General features: G+C 64.4%; 15 protein-coding genes and 1 pseudogene. 10 read left to right on the forward strand and 6 right to left on the reverse strand.

The annotated features are described in order from the left end of the window. The first annotated feature begins 74 nt into the window (after positions 1-74). Positions 75-1,037 carry a TerC family protein gene (locus DI041_RS17520; RefSeq protein ID WP_012512556.1) on the forward strand — a complete coding sequence of 321 codons (963 nt, stop codon included), beginning with the start codon at positions 75-77 and terminating at the stop codon, positions 1,035-1,037. Positions 1,038-1,131: 94 nt separating this feature from the next. Beyond that, entirely contained in the window at positions 1,132-1,902 is a 771-nt protein-coding gene (locus DI041_RS17525; RefSeq protein WP_046983837.1) for a rhomboid family intramembrane serine protease, read from the forward strand. A 127-nt stretch (positions 1,903-2,029) separates the two neighbouring features. Here DI041_RS17525 and DI041_RS17530 read toward each other — a convergent pair whose 3' ends face one another. From DI041_RS17530 to rpmH, 6 genes are all read right to left on the reverse strand, one after another. Further along, positions 2,030-3,145, reverse strand: a complete 1,116-nt coding sequence (locus DI041_RS17530) for a glycerophosphodiester phosphodiesterase (protein ID WP_046983838.1) — start codon at positions 3,143-3,145, stop codon at positions 2,030-2,032. A gap of 292 nt (positions 3,146-3,437) precedes the next feature. Further along, positions 3,438-4,787 carry a tRNA uridine-5-carboxymethylaminomethyl(34) synthesis GTPase MnmE gene (mnmE, locus tag DI041_RS17535; RefSeq protein ID WP_136639523.1) on the reverse strand — a complete coding sequence of 450 codons (1,350 nt, stop codon included), beginning with the start codon at positions 4,785-4,787 and terminating at the stop codon, positions 3,438-3,440. Positions 4,788-4,790: 3 nt separating this feature from the next. After that, positions 4,791-7,463 (reverse strand): polysaccharide deacetylase family protein, encoded by a 2,673-nt coding sequence (locus tag DI041_RS17540; RefSeq protein ID WP_046983840.1) that lies wholly within the window; start codon positions 7,461-7,463, stop codon positions 4,791-4,793. A 119-nt stretch (positions 7,464-7,582) separates the two neighbouring features. Further along, positions 7,583-9,298 (reverse strand): membrane protein insertase YidC, encoded by a 1,716-nt coding sequence (gene yidC / locus DI041_RS17545; protein WP_046983841.1) that lies wholly within the window; start codon positions 9,296-9,298, stop codon positions 7,583-7,585. Continuing rightward, positions 9,298-9,792: a ribonuclease P protein component gene (gene rnpA / locus DI041_RS17550; protein WP_006404563.1), complete on the reverse strand. Its 495-nt coding sequence runs from the start codon at positions 9,790-9,792 to the stop codon at positions 9,298-9,300. The genes yidC and rnpA overlap by 1 nt, the downstream gene beginning before the upstream one ends. Before the next feature lie 5 nt (positions 9,793-9,797). Then, complete coding sequence (rpmH, locus tag DI041_RS17555; protein WP_006404565.1) at positions 9,798-9,938, reverse strand: 50S ribosomal protein L34; 141 nt, start codon at positions 9,936-9,938, stop codon at positions 9,798-9,800. A gap of 255 nt (positions 9,939-10,193) precedes the next feature. Between rpmH and dnaA the strand changes: the two genes are divergently transcribed. The 8 genes and pseudogenes from dnaA to DI041_RS17595 form a co-directional block, all read left to right on the forward strand. After that, positions 10,194-11,525 carry a chromosomal replication initiator protein DnaA gene (gene dnaA, locus DI041_RS17560; protein WP_046983842.1) on the forward strand — a complete coding sequence of 444 codons (1,332 nt, stop codon included), beginning with the start codon at positions 10,194-10,196 and terminating at the stop codon, positions 11,523-11,525. Between the two features lie 276 nt (positions 11,526-11,801). Next, entirely contained in the window at positions 11,802-12,902 is a 1,101-nt protein-coding gene (gene dnaN, locus DI041_RS17565) for a DNA polymerase III subunit beta (protein WP_006404569.1), read from the forward strand. Positions 12,903-13,900: 998 nt separating this feature from the next. Then, the gene (recF, locus tag DI041_RS17570) at positions 13,901-14,995 is read left to right on the forward strand and encodes a DNA replication/repair protein RecF (protein WP_136639524.1); all 1,095 of its coding nucleotides are present in this window, start codon (positions 13,901-13,903) and stop codon (positions 14,993-14,995) included. 112 nt (positions 14,996-15,107) lie between these two features. Continuing rightward, entirely contained in the window at positions 15,108-17,567 is a 2,460-nt protein-coding gene (gene gyrB, locus DI041_RS17575) for a DNA topoisomerase (ATP-hydrolyzing) subunit B (protein WP_046983844.1), read from the forward strand. A gap of 67 nt (positions 17,568-17,634) precedes the next feature. Continuing rightward, the gene (locus tag DI041_RS17580; protein ID WP_136639525.1) at positions 17,635-18,480 is read left to right on the forward strand and encodes a CPBP family intramembrane glutamic endopeptidase; all 846 of its coding nucleotides are present in this window, start codon (positions 17,635-17,637) and stop codon (positions 18,478-18,480) included. 71 nt (positions 18,481-18,551) lie between these two features. Continuing rightward, positions 18,552-19,358: a M48 family metallopeptidase gene (locus tag DI041_RS17585; protein WP_046983846.1), complete on the forward strand. Its 807-nt coding sequence runs from the start codon at positions 18,552-18,554 to the stop codon at positions 19,356-19,358. Between the two features lie 132 nt (positions 19,359-19,490). After that, positions 19,491-20,684, forward strand: coding sequence for a tetratricopeptide repeat protein (locus tag DI041_RS17590; RefSeq protein ID WP_046983847.1), 1,194 nt, complete (start codon positions 19,491-19,493; stop codon positions 20,682-20,684). A 143-nt stretch (positions 20,685-20,827) separates the two neighbouring features. Then, positions 20,828-21,017, forward strand: a pseudogene (locus DI041_RS17595) (energy transducer TonB); the annotation flags it as partial.

Below are 21,017 nucleotides of genomic sequence, written 5' to 3' on the forward strand. Positions count from 1 at the left end.
GGATCCCCCTCCGATCCTCCGTTGCAGATCCTCGCCGTCCGGCCTGGCATTCATCTTTCCAACGGACATTCCCAATGCAGACGATCGGTAACGTGTGGTTGTGGGGCGGCTTCGGAGCAGTGGTGATCATCGCCCTGCTGGTCGACCTCGTATTGATGCGCCATGGTGGACCACACAAGGTCACCTTCAAGGAGGCCTTGTGGTGGTCCATTGGCTGGGTCGCGCTGGCCCTGCTGTTCAACGCCGGCCTCTGGTACTACCTCAATGAGACCGCCGGCCAGGTCGTGGCCAACAAGGTCGGCCTCGAGTTCCTGACCGGCTACCTGGTCGAGAAGGCGCTGGCCGTCGACAACATTTTCGTCTTCCTGATGATCATGAGCTACTTCGCGGTGCCGGAGGAGCAGCGCCAGAAGGTGCTGATCATCGGCATCCTGGGCGCGATCGTGCTGCGTACGGTCATGATCTTCGCCGGCAGCGTGCTGATCACCCAGTTCCATTGGCTGCTCTACGTGTTCGGTGCCTTCCTGCTGTTCACCGGCTGGAAGATGTGGTTCGCCGCCGGCCAGGAGCCGGATCTGGAGGCAAACCCCGCCCTGCGCTGGATGCGCAAGCACCTGCGCCTGCTCCCGGATTACGCCGGCAACGCAATGAGCGTGAAGCGCGACGGCGTGCGTTGGTTCACCCCGCTGTTCGCGGTGCTGATCCTGATCGCGGTGACCGACGTGATCTTCGCGGTGGACAGCATCCCGGCGATCTTCGCCATCACCACCGACCCGTTCATCGTGCTCACCTCCAACGTGTTCGCGGTGCTGGGCCTGCGCGCGATGTTCTTCCTGCTGGCTGGCATGGCCGACCGCTTCCACCTGCTGCCGTACGGTCTGGCGCTGGTGCTGGGCTTCATCGGCATCAAGATGATGATCATCGACCTGTTCAAGATCCCGACCCCGGTGTCGCTGGGCGTGGTGGCGGTGATCATCGCCGCGACCGTGGTGCTGAGCCTGAAATACCCGCCGAAGGAAGGCTCCGGCCACGCCTGATCACGGCCGGCCGGCGGGATTGTCCCGCCGGCCGCACCCCACTCTCCCGCGGCGGTGGCCTTGGTTTCGCGCCAGTCACCGCCATTGCTGAGGTATGAACAGCAACGCGCCCCTGCCCGCTGGCGACGCGCCAGCCCCCCGCAATGACCGCATGCGTATCCTGCGGGCGTTCAACGTCAGCCTGGCCGCGGTGCTGGTACTGATCGCCGTGTTCGCACTGCAGGGCTCGTTCGACTGGCGGCCATGGGCGGTTGCGCCACTGGAAGCGAAGGGCCTGCTTGGCCTGATCGGCGGCCCGCTGCTGCATGCCTCGGTCGAGCACATCGCCGCCAACAGCATCGCCATCCTGATCCTCGGTACCCTGGCCGGCAGCGTCTACCCCAGGGCTACTCTTCGCGCGCTGCCGCTGTTGTGGCTGGGCTCGGGGATCGGCGCGTGGATGCTCGGCAATCCGGGCAGCGTGCACCTGGGTGCCAGCGGCGTGACCCATGGCCTGATGTTCCTGCTGGCCAGCCTCGGCCTGCTGCGCCGCGACCGCGCAGCAATCGCCACCGGACTGATCGGCATGCTGTTCTACGGCGGCATGCTGATGACCATCCTGCCGCACGCCGACGGCGTGTCCTGGCAGTCGCACATGGGCGGCGCCTTCGCCGGCATCATTGCCGCGCTGCTGTTCCGCAACGCCGATCCGCTGCCGCCACGCCAGCGCTACAGCTGGGAAGACGAAGAGGACGCGGTCGAGCCGTTGTCCGACGACGAACTCGAGCCGCCGTCGCCGCAGCGCGTGCCGGTGCTGTGGCAGCCGCGCGAGGGGCAGGACTACGTGGTGATCCCGTTCCGCCGGCCGGAAGAGCCGCGCGGTTGAAACGGTGACGGGGTCGGATCCCCGTAGGGGCTCCGACCCCACCCGGCATTTTCATGACCCGGTAGTGGCCGACCTTGGTCGGCACTCCTGCCGTGTGCCAACCAAGGTTGGCATCTACCAGAGCGGGTCAGTTCGCCGCGTTCCCCGCCGCGCCCATCCCATCCACCGCCTGCCGGCCCAATGCCGGGTCGTCGGTGAAGAAGGCATCGATGCCGGTTGCCAGATAGGCACGCATCTCGGCGATCGAGCCTTCCGCGTTGCGCGCGTTGTCGGCGCCCCTGCGCAGGTTGCTGGCCTGGAAATGATTCTCCGGGCGGAAGGTGTACGGGATCACCATCAGGCCCACCGCATGTGCATCCTGTACCAGCGTGGTTGGCGTCCCCAGTGCGCCCTTGGCGTCCAGCGGAATGATCGAGCGCAGTTCCGGGCCGATGCTGTCGGCGTAGACGGCGATGTCCTTCAGCCCAGACGGGGTCATCATCTGCGCGTAGGTCAGCTTGCCGCCTGCATTGACGATGTCGGCCGGCTGGGTGTCTCCCTTCCACAGCAGCTGCAGCAGGCGGATGTTGCTGCCGCGCGGGATCTTGCCGCGCAGGTAGCGCAGGTTGGCGGTCTCGAACGACTGGATGGTGACCGGGCCAACGTTGGTATAGGCATTGCCGCGCAGCGCGGCGAGCAGCTTGTCTTCCATCGGCAGGCCGACCGACTGGAAGTAGGTCGGGTGCTTGATCTCCGGCACCAGGCCGATGCCGCGGTTGGCACGACCGGCCTGCTGCACCAGGAAGGCCAGGATCTCGTCCAGGCTGGCAATGCGGAACTGGCCGTCGTAAGCGGTGCTGCGCAATTCCGGCAGGCGCTCACGCGCGTACAGTGTCTTCAGCTCGGCCAGGGTGAAGTCTTCGGTGAACCAGCCCTCGACCTTCTGCCCGTCGATGACCTTGCTTGTCCGGCGGCTGGCGAATTCGGGATGCGAGGCGACATCGGTGGTGCCGCTGATCTCGTTCTCGTGGCGGGCCACCATCACCCCGTCCTTGGTCATCACCAGGTCCGGTTCGATGTAGTCGGCGCCATCGGCGATGGCCTGCGCATAGGCCGCCAGGGTGTGCTCGGGCAGCAGCGCGCTTGCGCCGCGATGGCCATAGACCGACACCTTGTGCGCGGCCGGGGTGGAGGATTCAGCACTCATGGCCACCGATGGTGCCACGGCCAGCGACAACAGCAATGCACAACCCCACGACTTCACTGCGACTTCCCCAAGCGGTATGTGATGGGCGTCAGTATGCGGCGGGAATGTGACAGGTTGGGGGAGCTGGGGTCGGATCCCCGAAGGGGGCCCGGCCTCATGTATCCGGTAGTCGCCGACCTTGGTCGGCGCTCTGCCAGCGGGCGTTCACGACCCCAGACGGCCTGTGCCAACCAAGGTTGGCACCTACCAGAGCGTGAGCCGCGCGATTGATCGATGACGGGGTCAGAGATCCCTTCGGGGATCTGACCCCGAGGTGCTGCCCCAGCCGAGCATGGGCTAGGCTCTACAGTTACTTGCCGACGCAGAAGCTGGAGAAGATCCTTCCCAGCAGATCATCGGCACTCATCTGCCCGGTGATTTCGCCCAGCGCGTCGTGCGCCAGACGCAGCTCCTCGGCCGCCAGCTCCAGGTGCTCGTGCGCCAGCTCGCCATCCGCGCGCTGCGCGTGTTCCTGCGCACGCTCGATCGCATCGACGTGGCGGGTGCGTGCGGAGAATTCGCCCTCCACCTGCTCCCCTGCCCCGGCACTGGCGATGCTGCGCAGGCGCGCATGCAGGTCTTCCAGCCCGGCGCCGGTCGCAGCCGAGACGAACACGCGATCAGGATCGTCCAGTGCCGGCAACGCATCCAAGAGATCCGACTTGTTGTGGATGTAGACCTTGTGCGGCACCGCGGCCACGGCTTCGCCCAGCGCGGCTTCACCTGCAACGGGGTCGCGCGCGTCCAGCACGATCAGCGCCAGGTCGGTGCGCTCGATTTCCACGTGGGCGCGGCGCATGCCTTCGCGTTCGATGGCGTCGCCGCCATCGCGCAGGCCGGCGGTGTCGACCAGGGTCAGTTCCAGGCCATCCAGCCGGATGGTCTCGCGCAGCGTGTCGCGGGTGGTACCGGCGATGTCGGTGACGATGGCACGCTCGCTGCCGGCCAAGGCGTTCAGCAGCGAACTCTTGCCCGCGTTCGGCGGGCCGATCAGCACCGCGTGCAGGCCATCGCGCAGGCGACGACCGCGTTCTGCATCGCGGCGCAGCAAGGCCAGGTCGCTGCGCGCCTGCTCCAGCCCACGCCGTACCTGTGCCCCACCAAGCGTATCAAGTGGTTCGTCGGCGAAGTCGATGGCTGCTTCCACATGGATGCGCAGCAGTACCAACTGCTCGATCACCGCGTCGATGCGGCGCGAGAACACGCCGTCCAGCGAACGGCGTGCAGCGCGCGCGGCGCGGTTGTCACCGGCGGCAATCAGGTCGGCGATGGCCTCGGCCTGGGCCAGGTCGAGCTTGCCGTTGAGGAACGCCCGTTCGCTGAACTCACCCGGCCGCGCCTGGCGTGCACCGAGCGCGATGCAGCGCGCGACCAGTTGCTGCAGCAGCACCGGGCTGCCATGGCCCTGCAGTTCCACCACTTCTTCGCCGGTGAAGCTGTTCGGTGCCGGGAACCACAGCACGATGCCATCATCAATGACCTCGCCGTCGGCATCGCGCAGGCGTGCGTAATGCGCGTGGCGCGGGCGCAGTGCAGGCGCGCCCAGCGCGTTGGCGATGGCCGCGGCGCGCGGACCGGACAGGCGCAGCAGGCCGACACCACCAGCGCCCGGTGCGCTGGCGATGGCCACGATGGTATCGGTGCGGATCGCTTCGTTCATGGCTCAGAGTTTCTCCAGCTGCGCGCGCGCCTGTGCTGCGCCGCTGCCCTGCGGCTGCAGCGCAAGGTAGGTGGTGTAAGCCTGCTTCGCCTTGGCCTTGTCGCCGGCGTTGAAGTAGGCATCGCCCAGGTTGAGATAGGCCACCGCACGCGAGGGGTCGATCTTCAGCGTGTTCTCCAGCCAGCGCGCGGCTTCGGCGTAGCGCTGCTGACGGTAGTAGACAAAGCCCAGGTTGTTGGCAGCCTGGGCGAAGTCCGGGCGCAGCTTCAGCGCTTCGGTGAACTGCGCCACTGCTTCGTCGTACTGCTTCTCGCGGTACAGCTGCAGGCCACGGTCATTGGCCTGCTGCGCGCGCTGGCGGTCGGAGGCAGGTCCGGCAGTGGGCACCACCAGCTTGGCCTTGCCGCCCTGCAGGTCGGCCACGGTCACCGGTGCCTGGCTGCCCTTGGCTTCGCTGGCGGCATCCACCTTGCTGTTCAGCGCGATCGCATCGGCAGTCAGCTGGCGCGTGTCGGCATTGAGGAATTCCTGGCTGTCCGGCACCTGGAACACGAACTCGCCGCCCTGCGAACCGGGCAGGCTGCCGAAGGCCGGTGTCTGGTGTGAAACCGCGGACACCGCCGGCGCCACGTAGGCGGCCAGTTCGGTGCCGGTGATCAGGCCATCGCCATTGAGGTCCCCCTTGCCGGCCAGCGCCTGCAGCAGCACCCAGGTGAACACCGAATGGCCGTTCGGGCCGGCATCGGCCACCTGCTGGTCCGCACCACCGGCGGTCAGCATCTGCCGCGCGCTGCGACGCGCATTCTCGCGCAGGAACGACGACGACGATGGGCCGCCGCGGGTCAGGCCGAGGCCGCTGTAGCAGGCATCCATCACGAACATCACGTGCTTGGCCTGCATGCTTTCGGCGATGTTCTGGATGTCGGTCATCGCGATGGCGTCGGTGGCGAATTCCTTCGGGTCCGAGTCCACCGGGATGATGTAGCCGAGGTCGCGCCCGGAGGCGAGCTGGCGGGTAGCGCCATGGCCGGCGAAGAACACGAACACGCGGTCGTTCTTTCCGGTGCGGTCGTCGGCGAGGCGGTCGTGGAAGGCGGCCAGGATGTTGTTGCGGGTGGCCTGCTCGTTCTTCAGCACGATCACCTGCGAGGACGGGAAGCCGAACTGCCCGGTCAGGGTATCGGCCACCGCCTGTGCGTCATGGCTGGCGTATTCCAGCTTCGGCCACTTGGCGTAGGTGTCGATGCCGACCACGATCGCCCACGACTTCTCGTAGCCGGTGGTGACGGTGGCGGCACTGGCCTCGCCCTTGCGCGCGCGGGCGACAGTGAACTCACGGCCATTCCAACCGGCGAACTGGTAGCCGTCGGCAATCAGCCGGTCGAGAATCTGCGGCAACGCCTTCACCGCACGATCGTGGATGTCGTGGAACAGGATGATGCCGCGCTGTTCCTTGTTCACCTGGTCGAGCACGCGTTGCACGATCGACTCCGGCACCGGGTCGGCCCAGTCCATCGAGTCGATGTTCCACATGATCGACTTCAGCCCGGCCTCGTTGAGCAGCTGCAGGCCTTCGGCATTGCGCGCGCCGTACGGGAAGCGGAACAGCGGTGCGCGCTTGCTGTCGACATCCTTCAGCAGCGTATCGGTGTCGAGCACCTGCTGGCGCAGTGCGTCGCCGGTGGTACGCGACAGCTGGGCGTGGGTCAGGCTGTGGTTGCCCACGGCGTACCCATCTTCCATCAGGCTGCGGCTGATCTTCGCCATCGGCCCTAGGCTGACTTTGCCATCACTCTCGACCTTGCCGAGGTTGCGGCCGACTTCGAAGAACACACCCGGCACGTCGTAGCGCTTCAGGATCGCCACCACTTCATCGGTGTAGGCCTTGTGCGGGCCATCGTCGAAGGTCAGCACCACTGTCTTGGCTGGCAGGTCGCGGCCGAAGATCTCGCGGTCGCTGTCCTTCATTGACATCGGGTACGGCTCGATCACCCCGTAGTCGCGCAGGATCGCTTCGCGGCTGTAGTCCTTATGCAGGTGGGCGATGTAGTCATCCCACTTCTCGCGCTTCAGCTCGATGGCGCGGGTGCGCTCGAAGCGGCTGAAGATGCGGGTCAGTTCCTGGTTGTAGTTGCGTTCGATTTCGTCGAGCGCCTCCAGATCCTCGCCGATGCGCTGGTGCAGCTTCACCGCCGGCAGCGACGAATCGGTACCGACCCGCTCGTGCAGATCACGCAGTACTTCGCGGAAGGCCAGGCGATCGGCATCGAACAGTTCCGGTGCGGATTCGATGTAATCCAGCACCGTGCCGAGGGTGGCGAAGCGCTGCGGGCTGGAACCGCGCAGCAGGCTGTCGAACTGCGCGGCGATGGCCGCGCGTTGCTCCAGCCCATCGTGGAACAGTTGCTGGCCAATCTGGGTGGAGGTGCTGCGGTCGGCGGCCGACTGCCTTTCTTCGTCGGCCAGCAGCACGATGATCCGGCGGTAGCCATCCAGCTGCTTCTGCAACACAGCCAGCAACGGCGCAGCGGCGGGATCGGCGGCGGCCGCGGCCTGCGCGCTGGGCTGGGTGACCGTGGTCGCCGGCGCCTTCGCATCCTTGTCGCCACAGCCGGCAACGACCAGGGTCAACAACAGCGAGGGCAGGAACAGGCGGAACGACGACGCACGCGGCATGGCGGACTCGATGGATGCAGGAACGGTGTGTGTGCCGGCGATTCTAACGCCGGATGCGAAAAGCCCGCCTTGCGGCGGGCTTTTGCTGAGGTCAGCCGGCCAGCGGCCGGCTCTACCGATTACTTCTTTTTGACCGGGGCCGGTGCGGTGGTGGCCGGAACCGGCTCGCCACCGTGGCGCTTGGTCATCCACCACTGCTGCAGCAGGCCCAGGCCGCCGTTGACCACCCAGTACAGGACCAGGCCGGACGGCATGAAGGCCATCATGACGCCGAACACCAGCGGCATGAACTGCATCATCTTCTGCTGCATCGGGTCCATGCCCGGTGCCGGGGTCAACTTCTGGGTGAACCACATCACCGCCACGTTGATCACCGGCAGGATGAAGTACGGGTCGCGTGCGGTCAGGTCCTGGATCCAGCCGAACCAGGGTGCCTGGCGCAGTTCGACCGATTCCACCAGCACCCAGTACAGCGCGAAGAAGATCGGCATCTGGATGAGGATCGGCAGGCAGCCGCCCATCGGATTGATCTTTTCCTTCTTGTACAGCTCCATCATCGCGGTCTGGAACTTCTGGCGGTCATCGCCATAGCGTTCCTTCAGCTGCGCGATGCGCGGCTGGAAGCGACGCATCTTGGCGCCACTCTTGTACTGGGTCGCCGACAGCGGGTACAGCACCAGCTTCAGCAGTACCACCAGGCCGACGATCGCCCAGCCCCAGTTGCCAACCAGCTTGTGCACCTGGTTCAGCACCCAGAACAGGCCCTGGCCGATCACCGCCATCATCGAGAAGCGGCTGTAGTCGACCACGCGGTCCAGGCCCGGCACGTCTTCCTTGGCGATCAGGTTGACCAGCTTCGGGCCGACCCACAGGCGGGCTTCGGTGCTGGTGGACTGGCCCGGGGCCACGGTGAAGGCCGGGCCACGCGCTTCGATCAGGTCACGACCGGCCACCTGCGACAGCACGTAGTGTGCGGTCTGGTCCTTCTGCGGGATCCAGGCGGTGAAGAAGTGGTGCTGCAGCATCGCCAGCCAGCCGCCGGTGATGTTCTGGTTCAGCGTGCCGTCTTCCAGGTAGTCCTTGAACGCACGACGCTGGTACTTCTTGTCGTTGTCGTACCAGGTGGCGCCGTTGAAGCTGAAGGAGTCCGGGTTGGTCATGCTCCGCGACAGGATGGTCGGGCTGCGGTCCAGTGTGCGGTAGACGTAGCCGTTCCACGGCGCGGCGCCGGTGTTGCTGACCTCGTCCTTGAAGCGAACGGCGTATTCGTTGCGGGAGACGGTCAGGGTGCGCTTGATGGTCACGCCGTTGTCGGCGGTCCACACGAACGGGATCTGCAGTTCGTTCTGGCCCTTGGCCAACACGAAGTCCTTGGTGTCGCCGACCAGCTTGAAGCCGTCAGCGCCGGGGACGGGGGTGTTCTTGTCTTCACTGGCCCAGCCGCTGATCGCGCTGTACGGATGCGCGGGATCTTCGGTCAGCAGGCGCACCGGCGGGCTGCCTTCGTCCTTGCTCTGCGGGAACTGCAGCAGTTCGGCGTCGAGCACGCGGCCGCCATCGAGCTTCAGGCGCAGCACGTCGGTGGTGACGGTCACGGTCTGTGCGGACGGGGTGGCGCTGGCCTGGGCCTGTACTGCGGCCTGCCCCGGGGCACCGGGAACCTGCGCGCTGGGGATGCTACCCGGGGTCGCGCCCGGAACATTCTGTGCAGCGGCCGGAGCCGACGTGGTCGCCGGTGCCGGAGTCGGGGCAGCCTTTTCGCGGCTCCACTCCATCCACAGCAGCACGGCCACCATCAGCCAGGCAAAAATAAGGAATACGCGGGTCTGGTTCATCAGCGGGCAGGCTCAGCGGTGCCGGAACGCGGTGCCGGCTCGGTCAAAGAGGGAGTTGCGATGCCATCAGGCGGCGGCATTGTGCCGTCCACGCCCGGCGTGGGCAATGCACGCAGGCGCCGCAACAGGCGCAGGAAGGCCTGGCGGATATCGTCGTTGCTGGCGTTACGCGCAGCACTACGAGCCACGACGACGAAGTCGCCTGGCTGCATATCGGTTCGTGTCTGACGCAAGGCGTCGCGCAGGACGCGCTTGATCCGGTTACGCCCAACGGCGTGCGGATCGACCTTGCGGGAAACCGCCAGACCCAGCCTGGCCGGCCGGTCAGCCGGCAGCCAGTGCAGGGTCATCAGCGGATCGGACACACGGCGGGCGCCGTTGAAGACCGTTGAATATTCGGCACGCGTGCGAACCCGCGCAGAGCGAGGGAATCGCTTGCGCGGGTCTGCAGTATTCACTGTCGAATGGATTGCGTCTGCCGCTGGATGCGGCATGGCAATCAGGCGCTCAGGACTTTGCGGCCCTTGGCGCGGCGACGCGACAGGATCTTGCGGCCGTCAGCGGTCTTCATACGGGCACGGAAGCCGTGGTCGCGCTTACGCTTGAGGTTGCTGGGCTGGAAGGTGCGCTTGGTGGCCATGTGGGCCTCTCGTATGAATGGGACGGAAAGAACCGGAAATTTTAGAGAGGTACCCCACCCCGCGTCAACCCCTTGGAGCTACGCGAATTCACCGGCCTGTGCAATAGCTGTGGATGTTTTTGTGAATAAGTAGGGGACAAGCATTCCGAAGCCCTGCGCTCGGTGGTAGTCTGAGCCATCCATTTCCCCCCCTTTCCGGCCTGTGTTTGGGCGCCTTGTCGCGTCCATGCCCCGGCCACCGGACGATTATTGCTGATGGATGCCTGGTCCCGTAGTCTCGAGCGCCTCGAAGCGGAGTTCCCGCCGGAAGACGTTCACACCTGGTTGAAGCCACTGCAGGCCGATCTGCGCGTGGACAGCCTGGTGCTGTATGCACCGAATGCCTTCATCGTCGACCAGGTACGCGAACTGTACCTGGCCCGGATCCGCGAACTGCTGGCCCACTTCGCCGGTTTCAGCGACGTTTTTCTTGAAATCGGCTCGCGCCCGCGGCCGGTGGAGGCGCAGAACGCGCCGGTTTCCACGCCGTCGGGACATGCTTCCAGCGAACCGCAGGTTCCGTTCGCCGGCAACCTGGACAATCACTACACCTTCGCCAACTTCGTCGAAGGCCGCAGCAACCAGCTGGGCCTGGCCGCTGCCTTCCAGGCGGCGCAGAAGCCGGGCGACCGTGCGCACAATCCGCTGCTGCTGTACGGAGGCACCGGCCTGGGCAAGACCCACCTGATGTTCGCCGCCGGCAACGCCATGCGCCAGGCCAACCCGGGGGCGAAGGTGCTGTACCTGCGCTCGGAACAGTTCTTCAGCGCGATGATCCGGGCCCTGCAGGAAAAGACCATGGATCAGTTCAAGCGGCAGTTCCAGCAGGTGGACGCGCTGCTGATCGATGACATCCAGTTCTTCGCCGGCAAGGACCGCACCCAGGAAGAGTTCTTCCACACCTTCAACGCGTTGTTCGATGGCAAGCAGCAGATCATCCTCACCTGCGACCGCTATCCGCGCGAAGTCGAAGGCCTGGAAGCGCGCCTGAAGTCGCGGCTTGCCTGGGGCCTGTCGGTCGCGATCGAACCGCCGGACTTCGAGACCCGCGCCGCGATCGTGCTGGCCAAGGCGCGCGAACGCGGTGCCGAGATTCCCGATGATGTTGCGTTCCTGATCGCCAAGAAGATGCGCTCCAACGTGCGCGACCTCGAGGGCGCGCTGAATACCCTGACTGCCCGTGCCAATTTCACCGGCCGTGCGATCACCACCGAATTCGCCCAGGAAACCCTGCGCGATCTGCTGCGCGCCCAGCAGCAGGCGATCAGCATTCCCAACATCCAGAAAACGGTTGCCGACTACTACGGCCTGCAGATCAAGGATCTGCTGTCCAAGCGCCGGACCCGTTCGCTGGCTCGTCCGCGCCAGGTCGCCATGGCCCTGACCAAGGAGCTGACCGAGCACAGCTTGCCCGAGATCGGCGACGCCTTCGCCGGTCGCGACCACACCACGGTGCTGCATGCCTGCCGGCAGATCCGCACCCTGATGGAGGCCGACGGCAAGCTCCGCGAGGACTGGGACAAGCTGATCCGGAAGCTGAGCGAATGATGCACGTCCGCCGATAAGGCGTCATCGCATAAAACGGTGCAAAATCCGGTAGCAAGCGCGGGACAGGGTGTGGATAAAAAAGCCGTTCGATTTCGCGGTAAATTTATCCACAGCTTTCCCCACCCCTTGGGGGCTGGTAGTGCAGAGGGTTTCGAGGCCTGAAATTTCTTTTATTACAAAGACTTAGCTGCGTTTTCCAGCGATTCTGGCTCTACCATCACCACCAAGCTTTTGATTTATTCCACATCTTTTTAAAGCATAGGGGCACGGAACCACATGCGTTTCACACTGCAGCGCGAAGCCTTTCTCAAGCCGTTGGCACAGGTCGTCAACGTGGTCGAACGCCGCCAGACCCTTCCGGTTCTGGCCAATTTCCTGGTCCAGGTGCAGAACGGCCAGCTGTCGCTGACCGGTACCGATCTGGAAGTCGAAATGGTGTCGCGGATCGCGGTTGAAGATGCGCAGGACGGCGAAACCACGATCCCCGCCCGCAAGCTGTTTGAGATCATCCGCGCCCTGCCCGATGGCAGCCGGATCACCGTCTCGCAGACCGGTGACAAGATCACCGTGCAGGCAGGCCGCAGCCGCTTCACGCTCGCTACCCTGCCCTCCAACGACTTCCCGTCGGTGGATGAAGTGGAAGCGACCGAGCGCGTTGCGATCGGCGAAGCGACCCTGAAGGAGCTGATCGAACGCACTGCGTTCGCGATGGCCCAGCAGGACGTGCGCTACTACCTCAATGGCCTGCTGTTCGACCTGCGTGGCGATGCGCTGCGTACGGTTGCCACTGACGGTCATCGCCTGGCCCTGTGCGAAACCGATCTGGCCAAGCCCAGCGGTTCCAAGCGCCAGATCATCGTGCCGCGCAAGGGCGTGACCGAATTGCAACGCCTGCTGGAAAGCGGCGACCGTGAGATCGAGCTGGAAGTCGGTCGCAGCCACGTGCGCGTCAAGCGCGACGATGTCACCTTTACCTCAAAGTTGATCGATGGCCGCTTCCCTGACTACGAAGCAGTGATCCCGATCGGCGCCGATCGCGAGGTCAAGGTGAACCGTGAGTCGCTGCGTGCGTCGTTGCAGCGTGCGGCGATCCTGTCCAACGAAAAGTACCGCGGTATTCGCGTGGAAGTCTCGCCGGGCAACCTCAAGATCAGCGCGCACAACCCGGAGCAGGAAGAGGCCCAGGAAGAGATCGAAGCGGACACCACCGTCAGCGACCTGGCCATCGGCTTCAACGTGAACTACTTGCTGGATGCCCTGTCCGCCCTGCGCGACGAGGAAGTCATCATCCAGCTGCGCGATTCCAACTCCTCGGCGCTGGTGCGTGAATCCAGCAGCGAGAAGTCGCGCCACGTGGTGATGCCGCTGCGTCTCTGACATCAGCGCTGTTTCACGTGGAACCGAACGACGCCCGGGATCTTCCCGGGCGTTTTTTTTGTTCCACGTGGAGCATCGTCACCTGGATCTTTGCGGAGCTGAGTCATGCCCGCTGGTTCTTTCAGATGCTCCGCTTCTCTTCGATCACTCGTGGCGTGAAGTGCTGCCTGCATTGACGAAGAGCTTCACTCACCTCGAGGCCTGCTTCCAACGCAATTGCGATCATGTCGAGGGCGAGTTGTGCGGGTGAATCCGCAGATCGAGGGAGCGCTTCCAGGAAAGCGGAAGTCGCGACGATTTGGGTATGGCTCAACGATCGATCTGCAGTGCCTGCTGACGCGACTGTCCACAGGGTTGATTCCGGGGGATTCGGGCCCTGCCAAGCTTCTAAATCTGGGTATAAATCTAAAGCATGGTGGTGATGGTAGGGCCAGATTTCGTGGAGAAACAGCCTATCTTTATGATTTAAAAGAGATTTATTGGCATGAAACCCCCTGTATAGCGGGCCCTGGGGCTGGGGGGGAACCTGTGGATAGTTTCGAACTGAGCGCTGAAGGCCTTTTTATCCACAGATTGCCCATACCTTGTGTATAAGTCATACAGTCCTGCTGTGGATAGCGTGAAACGGCAATGCGAATTTCTTTGAAATCTGTGGAACCTCGCGGGCCAGGGCTTCCCGGATTTCAAGGAATCTGCAGGTGTAGATCCGGTGGCGGCTGGTGCCGGCTGCTGAAGATCCTGTAAGTGGCACTGAAATCGTTGAAATCTGCGGGTCAACCCCCTGCCACGGCGCACAGATTTGAAGGATTTTTCGCTGGGTGCGGGCCTTGGCACCGCCGCTACGGCAACCGTTGTCCACGTGGAACCCAGCATTGGGTCAGCGCCAACGGTGTCCTGTGTGCCAAGCATCCAGCTGCAGCCGCTGGGCTTGACCGATGCAGTAAGCTGATGGATTCCCCGCTCCTCTACCGCCCTGTGCGGATGGTCCTTCGCGCCCCATGCAGATCCGCCGCCTCGCCCTGCACCAACTGCGTCGCTTCAATGTGGTGGACCTCTCTCCGCAGCCGGGCTTGAACCTGCTGACCGGAGACAATGGCGCCGGCAAGACCAGCATTCTTGAGGCCCTGCACCTGATGGCCTATGGGCGCAGTTTCCGCGGCCGGGTACGTGATGGCCTGGTCCGCCAGGGGCAGGAAGCGTTGGAGATCTTCGTGGAATGGGATGAACAGCGCGCCAGCCACCCTCCTCATCGGCGAAAGGCCGGTCTGCGCCACAGTGGCCAGGACTGGAAGGGACGATTGGATGGCGAAGACGTTGCCCAGCTCGGCAACCTCTGTGCTGCCTTGGCGGTGGTGACCTTTGAACCAGGCAGCCACGCACTGGTCAGCGGGGGCGGCGAACCCCGCCGCCGGTTCCTCGATTGGGGCTTGTTCCACGTGGAACCGGATTTTCTATCCCTGTGGCGCCGCTACTCCCGGGCGCTCAAGCAACGCAATGCACTGCTCAAACAGGGCGGGCCTTCGCGGATGCTGGATACCTGGGACCACGAGCTGGCCGAGGCAGGCGAACCGCTGACCAGCCGCCGCCAGCACTATCTGGAACGGCTGCAGCAACGAACCGTGGCACTTGCGGCGGAACTGGCTCCCCAGCTGGGTATCCAAGCGATGGAACTGAGTCCGGGCTGGCGTCGCCACGAGTTGCCGTTGGCCGATGCGCTGCTGCTGGCCCGCGAACGCGACCGCCAAGCGGGCTATACCTCGGTCGGGCCGCACCGGGCGGACTGGAGCGTGGACTTCCACAGTATTCCTGGCCGTGATGCGCTGTCCCGTGGCCAGGCCAAGCTGACAGCCCTGGCCTGCCTGCTGGCCCAGGCCGAAGACTATGCGGAACAGCGTGGGGAGTGGCCGGTCATCGCCCTGGATGATCTGGCCTCGGAGCTGGATCGTACCCACCAGGCACGGGTACTGGAGCGGCTGCTTGGCGGGCCGGCCCAGATTTTCGTCACCGCTACCGAAACCCCGGTGGCGCTGCAGGAACTGACCCACATCGCCCGGTTCCACGTGGAACATGCACAGATCGTGGCTGTGCCATAGTGGGCACAACAGGGCCGCTCGACCCCGGCTGGTATAATTTGGGTTGGAATCCTTTCATTCTCGGAGCATCGCCCAAAGCGGTGCCCGACCTGCGGAGCCTACGGCAAGCGCAATGAGCGACGAACAGAACACCCCGGCAAACAACGGCAACTACGACGCCAACAGCATTACGGCCCTGGAAGGCCTGGAGGCTGTCCGCAAGCGCCCAGGCATGTACATCGGTGACGTCCATGACGGCACCGGCCTGCACCACATGGTGTTCGAGGTGGTCGACAACTCCATCGACGAAGCCCTCGCCGGCCATGCCGACCACGTGGCGGTGACGATCCACGCCGACGGCTCGGTTTCGGTGTCCGACAACGGTCGCGGCATTCCGACGGGCAAGCACGAGCAGATGAGCGCCAAGCTTGGCCGGGAAGTGTCCGCTGCCGAAGTGGTGATGACCGTCCTGCACGCAGGCGGCAAGTTCGACGACAACAGCTACAAGGTTTCCGGCGGCCTGCATGGCGTCGGCGTCAGCGTGGTCAACGCGCTGTCGCAGAAGCTGCTGGTGGACGTGTTCCAGGGCGGTTTCCACTACCAGCAGGAATTCAGCAACGGCGCCGCGGTCACCCCGCTGGCAAAGCTGGAGAGCACCACCAAGCGCGGTACCACCGTGCGCTTCTGGCCCTCGACCGTGGCGTTCCACGACAACGTGGAATACCACTACGACATCCTGGCCCGTCGCCTGCGTGAGCTGTCGTTCCTGAATTCCGGCGTCAAGATCGTGCTGGCCGACGAGCGTGGTGATGGCCGTCGCGATGACTTCCACTACGAAGGCGGCATCCGCAGCTTCGTCGAGCATCTGGCCCAGCTGAAGACCCCGCTGCACCCGAACGTCATCTCGGTCACCGGCGAGCACAACAACATCGTGGTGGATGTGGCGCTGCAGTGGACAGACTCCTATCAGGAGACGATGTACTGCTTCACCAACAACATCCCGCAGAAGGACGGTGGTACCCACCTGGCCGGCTTCCGTGGCGCGCTGACCCGTGTGCTCAACAACTACATCGAGCAGAACGGCATCGCCAAGCAGGCCAAGATCAACCTGACCGGCGACGACATGCGCGAAGGCATGATCGCGGTGCTGTCGGTGAAGGTGCCCGATCCCAGTTTCTCCAGCCAGACCAAGGAAAAGCTGGTCAGCTCCGACGTGCGCCCCGCCGTGGAAAACGCCTTCGGCGCGCGGCTGGAAGAGTTTCTGCAGGAAAACCCGAACGAAGCCAAGGCGATCGCGGGCAAGATCGTCGACGCCGCGCGTGCCCGTGAAGCCGCGCGCAAGGCCCGCGACCTGACCCGCCGCAAGGGCGCGCTGGACATCGCCGGCCTGCCGGGCAAGCTGGCAGACTGCCAGGAAAAGGATCCGGCACTGTCCGAACTGTTCATCGTCGAGGGTGACTCGGCAGGTGGCTCGGCCAAGCAGGGCCGCAACCGCAAGAACCAGGCGGTGCTGCCGTTGCGCGGCAAGATCCTCAACGTGGAACGCGCGCGCTTCGACCGCATGCTGGCCTCGGACCAGGTCGGTACGCTGATCACCGCGCTGGGTACCGGCATTGGCCGTGACGAGTACAACCCGGACAAGCTGCGCTACCACAAGATCATCATCATGACCGACGCCGACGTTGACGGCGCCCATATCCGCACGCTGCTGCTTACGTTCTTCTACCGTCAGATGCCGGAGCTGATCGAGCGTGGTTACGTCTACATCGGCCTGCCGCCGCTGTACAAGATCAAGCAGGGCAAGCAGGAGCTGTACCTGAAGGATGACCCGGCGCTGGACAGCTACCTGGCCAGCAGTGCGGTGGAAAACGCTGCGCTGGTTCCGGCTGCCGGTGAACCGGGCATCGAAGGCCTGGCGCTGGAAAAGCTGCTGCTGACCTACGCCGCCGCGCAGGATTCGATCGAGCGCAACGCGCACCGCTACGACCGCAACGTGCTCGAAGCACTGGTCGACTTCGTGCCGATGGATATGGACAGCCTGCGCAATGCTGGCGAAGGCGAAGGCCTGGATGCACTGGCCAAGCGCCTCAACCAGGGCAGCCTGGGCAGCCCGCGCTTCACCCTGGAGCTGCAGGAAGCCAACGAGCAGCGCCCGGCAGCCGTGCTGGTGACCCGCCGTCACATGGGCGAAGAGCTCATCCAGGTGCTGCCGCTGTCGGCCTTCGAAAGCGGTGAACTGCGTGCGATCCACCAGGCGTCGACGCTGCTGCATGGCCTGGTCCGCGAAGGCGCGATCATTTCCCGTGGCGCCAAGTCGATCGAAGTGGACACGTTCGCCAAGGCACAGAACTGGCTGCTCGAGGAGGCCAAGCGCGGTCGTCAGATCCAGCGATTCAAGGGTCTGGGTGAAATGAATCCGGAGCAGTTGTGGGACACCACGGTGAATCCGGAGACCCGCCGACTGCTGCAGGTGCGTATCGAAGATGCCGTCGCAGCTGACCAGATATTCAGCACCCTGATGGGTGATGTCGTCGAACCGCGTCGCGATTTCATCGAAGACAACGCGCTGAAGGTCGCAAACCTGGATATCTGACACAATCGGATCATGGCCGGTGCGCGGGGAGGTGCACCGGCTTTCGACCCTTGAACGCAGGTACCTGATGTCCGCTTCCGCCCCGGTTTCCGCCCCGCCCCCGGTTCCGCCGGCCTCAGTCGCGCCGCGCGCGGGTTCCCCGTTGGCGGGCTTCTTCATCGATCTGGGCATTGCCGCGGTCACCCTGTTCGGCCTGAGCATGGTCACCGGCCTGCTCTGGGGCTTCTATCGCGCCATCGTGGTTGGTTATGCCAATGCACAGGCAAATGGCGGCGCCCTGTCGCCGGCAGAAACAACAGCGGCCGTCGGCCAGCCCGGGGCCCTGGCGCAGATCCTGATGGCCCTGATCGCCACCGGTGGAGCCGCCCTGCTCCTGTACTTCTGGCGACGCCCGGCCAATGCGGCCGAACGTCTGGCTTCACGACAGGCGCTGCGGCGGCCCTCGACCTGGGGCTGGACCGTGCTGGTGGCCCTGTTGATCGTGCTGGGCAGCAACGGCATCGCCTTTCTGGCCAAACAGTTTGGCATCGCGCCGGTGCCCACCAACGTGGAACTGATGCAGAACGCGATCGCGCGTTTCCCGCTGTTCCTGGTGCTGTTCGCAGTCGTGCTGGCGCCTGCCTACGAGGAGCTGCTGTTCCGCCGCGTGCTGTTCGGCCGCCTGTGGCAGGCTGGCCGTCCCTGGCTGGGTGTCATCCTCAGCAGCCTGGCCTTCGCGCTGGTCCACGAAGTACCAGGGGTGAGCAGGAATTCACTGCTGGGAATGACCCAGCTGTGGCTGGTCTACGGCGGCATGGGCGCCGCGTTCTGCTGGCTGTACCAGCGCACCGGCACGCTGTGGGCGGCGATCACAGCCCATGCACTGAACAACGCTGTCGCACTTGCCGCTATGGTGTTCCTGGGATCAACGTAACGCCGTGTCCGCTTGACGAAAGATTAAGCCGTTACGCTACACACTGCGCATATGAACACGGGGGTGCACCCATGAAACACCTGCTGCTGGCCCTTGTCATCACCACGTTGGTCAGTGCTTGTGCGACCACGACGTCACCCACTGGCCGTCGGCAGATGGTCGGTGGCGTGTCACAGGCGCAGCTGGACCAGCTCGGTGCGCAGGCATTCGCCGAGACCAAGCAGAAGGAAAAGATCAGCACCGATGGCCGCCAGAACGGCTATGTGCAGTGCGTGGTCAACGCCCTTGTCGCGCAGCTGCCGCCTCAATACCGGGGCGTACGGTGGGAGACGGCGGTGTTCGTCGACAAGGAGCCCAACGCCTTCGCCCTGCCCGGTGGCAAGGTTGGTGTGAACACCGGCATCTTCACCGTGGCCAAGAACCAGGATCAGTTGGCTGCCGTAATCGGCCATGAAATCGGCCACGTCATCGCCCGCCATCACGAAGAACGCATCACCCGCCAGATGGGCGCACAGACCGGCCTGGCCGTGCTCGGTGCGCTGGCCGGTGCCGCCTACGGGGAAGGCGCCGCCAGTACGGTCAACCAGCTCGGTGGCATGGGCGCGCAGACCGCTTTCCTGCTGCCGGGTTCGCGCACCCAGGAAAGCGAAGCCGACGTGATCGGCCAGCGGCTGATGGCGCAGGCGGGGTTCAACCCGGCGCAGGCGGTCGATCTGTGGCAGAACATGATGGCCGCCAGTGGCGGTCGTAGCCCACAATGGCTGTCCACCCACCCTGATCCGGCCAACCGGATCCAGGAACTGCGACGCGATGCACCGGGCCTGACCCCGGTCTATCAGCAGGCGCAGGCGGGTGGGCTGCGGCCAAAGTGCGGATGAGTGCGCAGTTTCATGCTGTATTGCAGCACATAAAACGATTTCTCACGCCATCTGTTTCTGATACGTTTGGCGGCTCAGATTTTTCTGACAGTCCGACTTTGCCGCTAACCGGCGGTTCGATCGAGGTGAACGATGATTTTCCGTAACCACAAAGCAGTGCTTTCCGTCCTCGTCGCGACCGCCCTGACCGGCGCCGTGGTCACCGATGCCTTCGCGCAGTCCTCGCGTTCCTCCGAGCGCGGCAACCGCGGTGGCAGCAGCAAGCAGGCCAAGGCCGAGGCGCTGTACCCGAACGCGACCCGCCAGGAGCCGTCGGTCAAGGCCTCGGCCAAGATGGGCAGCAAGCTGCAGAAAATGATCGACAGCTACAACAAGGAAAAGTTCCCGGAGACCCGTACCCAGGCCGACGCAATCCTGGCTGACAGCGCCGCGAACGAGTACGACAAGTCGCTGGCCGCGCAGCTGGCCTCGCAGGCCGCCTACCAGACCGACGACACCCCGGCTGCCGTCGCCTACCTGAAGCAGGTCCTGCAGTTCAACGGCCTGGACAACAACGGCCACTTCCAGTCGATGCTGATGCTCGGCCAGCTGGAGCTGCAGGAAGACAAGACCGCCGAAGGGCTGGCGACCCTGGACAAGTACTTCGCCGAGAGCAAGTCCACCAAGCCGGAAGAACTGATTGCCAAGGGCCAGGCGCTGTACCAGCTGGAGCGCTACCAGGAAGCGATCCCGGTGCTGAAGCAGGCCATCGCCGGCTCCGCCGAGCCGAAGGACAACTGGAACCAGCTGCTGATGGCGGCCCTGTCCGAAGCCGGCCAGTCCGGTGAAGCGGTCAAGGAAGCCGAGGCGCTGGCCGCCAAGAATCCGAATGACAAGAAGGCCCAGCTGAACCTGGCCAACATGTACATGCAGGCCGATCAGATGGACAAGGCTGCCACGGTGATGGACAAGCTGCGCAGCAGCGGCCAGCTCACCGAAGAGCGCGAGTACAAGCAGCTGTACTCGATCTATGCCAATACCGAGCACAAGGAAAAGGACGTCATCGCGGTCATCAACGAAGGGTTGCAGAAGGGCATCCTGAAGCCGGACTACCAGGTCTACCTGGCGCTGGCCCAGTCCTACTACTACTCCGACCAGGTGCCGCAGGCGATCGATGCGTGGCAGAAGGCCGCCCCGCTTTCCAAGGACGGTGAGACCTACCTGAACCTGGCACGCGTCCTGCATGCCGAAGGTCGCGTCCCCGAGGCCAGGCAGGCCGCCCAGCAGGCGCTGGCGAAGGGCGTGAAGAACCAGGCTGATGCCAAGAAAATCATCAACCTGAAGTAAGTAGGAATAACGCCTGAATGCCTGCACAGTTGATGCGCAGGCGCTCAGGATTGGTATAAGCTTGGAGGTTCCTGCGGTGTCATGCACCGCTGATCAGGGATTCCGCCCCCGGCATCCCGGCCCCACTATTGAGCTCTTGGCGCATGACGGAACAACTAGTCGTTCACCGGTACGAACAACCCGATGACAAGGGGCTGAGCTGGCCTCGCATCGTCGGCATCGCGTTTGTAATTGCCCTGCATCTGGCCGCCTTCATGATGCTCCTCATCCCCGCCGTGGCTCCCAAGGCCGTGGCTGAGAAGGAGCGTAACGTCATGGTGACCATCGTAGACG

Origin of the sequence: Stenotrophomonas maltophilia (assembly GCF_004920835.1) — a bacterium.
In the GTDB taxonomy this organism is placed as follows: domain Bacteria; phylum Pseudomonadota; class Gammaproteobacteria; order Xanthomonadales; family Xanthomonadaceae; genus Stenotrophomonas; species Stenotrophomonas maltophilia_AQ.

Excerpts from the sequence above, each read along its gene's own strand:
- DI041_RS17590 (WP_046983847.1), top strand. The coding sequence starts at position 19,491 with ATGATTTTCCGTAACCACAAAGCAGTGCTTTCCGTCCTCGTCGCGACC.
- gyrB (WP_046983844.1), top strand. The coding sequence starts at position 15,108 with ATGAGCGACGAACAGAACACCCCGGCAAACAACGGCAACTACGACGCC.
- DI041_RS17580 (WP_136639525.1), top strand. The coding sequence starts at position 17,635 with ATGTCCGCTTCCGCCCCGGTTTCCGCCCCGCCCCCGGTTCCGCCGGCC.
- mnmE (WP_136639523.1), bottom strand. The coding sequence starts at position 4,787 with ATGAACGAAGCGATCCGCACCGATACCATCGTGGCCATCGCCAGCGCA.
- rpmH (WP_006404565.1), bottom strand. The coding sequence starts at position 9,938 with ATGGCCACCAAGCGCACCTTCCAGCCCAGCAACCTCAAGCGTAAGCGC.
- rnpA (WP_006404563.1), bottom strand. The coding sequence starts at position 9,792 with ATGCCGCATCCAGCGGCAGACGCAATCCATTCGACAGTGAATACTGCA.
- dnaA (WP_046983842.1), top strand. The coding sequence starts at position 10,194 with ATGGATGCCTGGTCCCGTAGTCTCGAGCGCCTCGAAGCGGAGTTCCCG.
- yidC (WP_046983841.1), bottom strand. The coding sequence starts at position 9,298 with ATGAACCAGACCCGCGTATTCCTTATTTTTGCCTGGCTGATGGTGGCC.
- DI041_RS17585 (WP_046983846.1), top strand. The coding sequence starts at position 18,552 with ATGAAACACCTGCTGCTGGCCCTTGTCATCACCACGTTGGTCAGTGCT.
- recF (WP_136639524.1), top strand. The coding sequence starts at position 13,901 with ATGCAGATCCGCCGCCTCGCCCTGCACCAACTGCGTCGCTTCAATGTG.
- DI041_RS17525 (WP_046983837.1), top strand. The coding sequence starts at position 1,132 with ATGAACAGCAACGCGCCCCTGCCCGCTGGCGACGCGCCAGCCCCCCGC.
- dnaN (WP_006404569.1), top strand. The coding sequence starts at position 11,802 with ATGCGTTTCACACTGCAGCGCGAAGCCTTTCTCAAGCCGTTGGCACAG.
- DI041_RS17520 (WP_012512556.1), top strand. The coding sequence starts at position 75 with ATGCAGACGATCGGTAACGTGTGGTTGTGGGGCGGCTTCGGAGCAGTG.
- DI041_RS17540 (WP_046983840.1), bottom strand. The coding sequence starts at position 7,463 with ATGCCGCGTGCGTCGTCGTTCCGCCTGTTCCTGCCCTCGCTGTTGTTG.